This window comes from Paenibacillus sp. Leaf72, assembly GCF_001422685.1.
Lineage (GTDB): Bacteria > Bacillota > Bacilli > Paenibacillales > Paenibacillaceae > Pristimantibacillus.
This window is the reverse complement of sequence record NZ_LMLV01000024.1, coordinates 1-4,026: the sequence shown is the minus strand read 5'-3', so window position 1 is coordinate 4,026 and position 4,026 is coordinate 1. Positions and strand designations below refer to the sequence as shown.

Below are 4,026 nucleotides of genomic sequence, written 5' to 3'. Positions count from 1 at the left end.
GTGCATTTGGACATCGACAACGCACATGATGAGCAGGGAAACTGGTGGTTCCCGTATTCGGGGGAAGGCAACAATATGTTTCACGTGCTGCCCGATGAGGGCGCTCGGATTAAGGTGTATTTTCCCAACGGTGTGGAAAAGAAAGCGATGGCGATYAACTCGGTGCGAGGCGGMAGCGAGGAGATGAAAAGCCGGACGGTGTTCCAGAAGCCGACRACGAAGGTGTTTGAATCGCCGGGAGCGGCCAARATGCAGCTGGGGGACGATGGGGTTCTTTTTGAAAAGGGAACAGTCAGCCTGCATTTGGATGGCGGGAACATTACGGTGAATGCCAGTGAAGATGTGCTGCTGGTGGCGGGCAATAAGGTAGAGCTGGGCAGCGGGAGCGAGAAGGGGATTCTTGAATCAATTCGAATGCGAGCGACGAGTCAGGTTGCTCTGCAAACGAAGGCAGATCAATATATATTGATCAGCGATAACCGTGTCGGCATCACCGAGCTGCTGACGGATGAAGAGCTGGAGCAGCTGTATATGGATGAGCAAGTTCCTGAACAAATGGAAGTGGAGATCCAGAAAGCGCAAGCGAAAGAGGAAGGTGCGCCGATTTCCAAAGAAATCTATTACCAAAATATCCACCCCGATGTAAAATCGAATATGAAAAATGACCGGAATCTAAGCGAAAAGGCGAGGAATTGGTTTCGAGAAAAAACAGTAGAGGATCAGAAAAAGGCGTATCAGAAAAGGTATGGGCCGTCTGCGACTGAGCCGGAGGATCTAAGCAAGGAAGAGAAGCAGGCGGAATGGGCGAAGCAACAGAAGAGTTATGAACAAGAGGATCGGAACCGAACAGCGGTTTATGAATGGAATCAGAAGGCAAAAGCGATCATGGAGCAAGGGGATCGGGAAGGCAGGTCACAGGCGGAAATCCAATCGATGCTGCCTGCGCTCCCTGTGCTATCGTCCAGTCGGCGGCAGGAAAGCGGCTTGTCGGGGGTGATGAATCAGGTGWTGAATGCGCCGGGTGTCCAGCATTTYCTAGAGCAAATGGCTCCGATGGCAGAAGCCTGGCACCTGGAAAATGTCATTCCGCAAAAGCCGGATTATTTGAGCAAGCATACGGAAAAAACGGTATACTTATCTCGATTTACGTTTCAGGAGCTGGTGATCGAACCGGAACGAAARATAGCGCAGCTCAATGTGCTACTCGGGGTAGTAGCGATCATAGCTGCTGTTCCAACAGCGGGTGGATCGTTGTATGTATTATTGGCAGCTGATGTGGCCTTAAGCGCGACGATGATATGGATCAATGTAGAGAAACTTATTGATTTACAGAACGGGAATGCCAACACGAACCCCNGTATTATTGGCAGCTGATGTGGCCTTAAGCGCGACGATGATATGGATCAATGTAGAGAAACTTATTGATTTACAGAACGGGAATGCCAACACGAACCCCTCTTTGCTGGGCATAGACCAATCGATGTTAGATAAGCTGGGTATTGCCTTGGCTATCGTAAACTTAGGTATATTGCTTAAGTATGGCATGTATGGGGCTGCGAATAAACTGGCGAACGGCCGGATGCCTTGGCTATCGTAAACTTAGGTATATTGCTTAAGTATGGCATGTATGGGGCTGCGAATAAACTGGCGAACGGCCGGAATATAGCGGCGTTGGACGATGTTTGGAAGCTAGATAATAATGGAATTTCTAAAGCTGCTAATTTGAATAGCACAGATATTGTTACATATTACCGAGTTCAGGGTGGTACCCCTCCTAAAGCAAGTTGGAAAAGGATTACGAAAAACGATAACGGAAGTATTACTATACAGAAAGGTGTTAATGTTAATATAAGTACTGGTAATATAGATCACGCTATATATTATCTCAAAAAAAAGCGTGCGGGTGGGGAAATTGTTGCCTTTGATGTTCCAAAATGGCTTGACAATTTTGTTAAAGAAACTGCAATTAAGCAAAGAGATTTTAAAGAAAACCCGTTAAATCAGGGTGGGAGTGCACCTAAGAAAGTAGACCCAACAACTCCAGGGGACTCATATGAATTTCCCCCTATATGGTCTGAATGGTTTGAAGAATATGCGACAAATGGTAGAATAATAAAAGATATTGATGATTAGAACAAATAGATTAAAGAAGGTGAACTTTTGAAGGTAAATATAGAGTATGGTGAAAATATTATAGTTGCAGTTTTGTTTAATGGGATTTGGAAATGGTATGTGACTGAGAAAGATTATTGGTTTCTAGATTTGATTAAATTAGAAAATGCATTTTCTAATGACAGTAATCAAGTAACTGAGCAGGATGATTTTTCGGATCGATTTAATATCGCTGTATTAAATGAAAACACCGCAAAGGATTTTTTAGATAAGATAGTTGACTTTCAAGTTAGTAAAGATGAACTTAGAGATGTAATACTACAGGTAGAGGGGAAGTTGAATTTAGAAGATTATATTCTCGAGTTGATGCCTGCCTTATTAGTTGATTTCGATAATAAAATATTACTATCTTGTTTTCCCGAACCTGCTTCTTTTGAAAGTTTTACCCCTGACGGTTGGGTAGGGAAGTATGAAGATTTCTTGGACAAAGTACCGACTGAAGAGAAATACTGGATTATAAATAATAAGAATTATTTTCGTTTTGATAATGGAAAGGGAGTTGAATAATATGGGAAATGAAAACAAACTGAATTTATTAAGCGAAAAGTTTGTGAATGGAGAGACTGGTCAAGAGGTAGAGGGAATTACAATCATGATTGATGGTAAATTCAAACAGGCGCTTGATATAATTATGAATCAAAAAGCTGAGTACACTAGTTATACTGAAGTTATGCGGGATGTTATATTTAATGGTACGTCACAAATTATTGAGTCTATCAGAAAATGATATTGTTTTATTCTGTAGAAGAATGTTAGCAAAATCTCTTTGAAAATAATTCTGGGTTTAAAGTTATATGCATACAACGGTTTACGCCATTTTAAAACTAATAAAAAGTTATTTAAGTTAAAAGGCTTTTTCTACTTGATTTTTGAGTAGGAACAAGCTTTTTTGCATTACATTCCCTTCAAGAACTATCCCCGCGGAGACGCGCAAAATATGGCGACGAGCGATCAAGCGACGATCGGCTCCTTGATGGTCCAGTTCGAGGAAACGGATTGGCAGTTTTTGAAGCGGTTGGCATCGCGGGTTGGGACGGTCATTTTGCCAGATGTGGTGATGGATACCCCACGCATGTATTTCGGCGTACCCGATTTATCATGGGGGAAGGAACTGAAGGCGAAGCGCTATACGGTTCTGAAAAATCGCGCTGCCTATGAAGAGCTGAAAGCCCATGCGGAAGGCAGTGATGCGGATCTCATTTACGAAGCGGACTTCGTCAGCTACCGGATAACCAGCGAGCAATTTTGCCAGGTTGGGGACGATGTCGTATTCAAGAAGCAGATGTGGGTCGTAGCCGAGTCGATCATCAGCTATGCCTCAGGACTGCTGACCTATGAATATGTGCTGGTCCGGCGCCAGACGCTGAGACGAAAATCCCGACAAAATGAAGGGATTCAGGGTGTATCGCTGGAAGGTCGCGTCGTGAAGCGGGCGAACAATATGGTTAAGGTGCATCTGGACATCGACAACGCACATGACGAGCAGGGAAACTGGTGGTTCCCATATTCAGGGGAAGGGAACAATATGTTTCACGTGCTGCCCGATGAGGGCGCGCGGATAAAGGTTTATTTTCCAAGCGGTGTGGAAAAGAAAGCGATGGCGATCAACTCGGTGCGAGGCGGCAGCGAGGAGATGAAAAGCCGGACGGTGTTCCAGAAGCCGACGACGAAGGTGTTTGAATCGCCGGGAGCGGCCAARATGCAGCTGGGGGACGATGGGGTTCTTTTTGAAAARGGAACGGTCAGCCTGCATTTGGATGGCGGGAACATCACGGTGAATGCRAGTGAAGATGTGCTGCTGGTCGCGGGCAATAAGGTGGAACTGGGCAGCGGGAGCGAGAAGGGGATTCTTGA

At 44.8% G+C, this 4,026-nt stretch carries 4 protein-coding genes and 1 pseudogene; all 5 read left to right on the top strand.

The features are described 5' to 3' along the window. Positions 1–1,357: 1,357 nt before the first annotated feature. On the top strand, positions 1,358–1,597 hold a 240-nt coding region (locus tag ASF12_RS21120; protein ID WP_235533234.1), incomplete at its 5' end, for a hypothetical protein. Next, positions 1,585–2,133: a hypothetical protein gene (locus tag ASF12_RS21115; RefSeq protein WP_056039126.1), complete on the top strand. Its 549-nt coding sequence runs from the start codon at positions 1,585–1,587 to the stop codon at positions 2,131–2,133. The genes ASF12_RS21120 and ASF12_RS21115, both read left to right, overlap by 13 nt. Before the next feature lie 27 nt (positions 2,134–2,160). Continuing rightward, entirely contained in the window at positions 2,161–2,679 is a 519-nt protein-coding gene (locus ASF12_RS21110) for a hypothetical protein (protein ID WP_056039124.1), read from the top strand. A gap of 1 nt (position 2,680) precedes the next feature. Continuing rightward, positions 2,681–2,899, top strand: coding sequence for a hypothetical protein (locus ASF12_RS21105; protein ID WP_056039121.1), 219 nt, complete (start codon positions 2,681–2,683; stop codon positions 2,897–2,899). Between the two features lie 210 nt (positions 2,900–3,109). After that, positions 3,110–4,026, top strand: a pseudogene (locus ASF12_RS21100) (hypothetical protein); the annotation flags it as partial.

Excerpts from the sequence above, each read along its gene's own strand:
- ASF12_RS21105 (WP_056039121.1), top strand. The coding sequence starts at position 2,681 with ATGGGAAATGAAAACAAACTGAATTTATTAAGCGAAAAGTTTGTGAAT.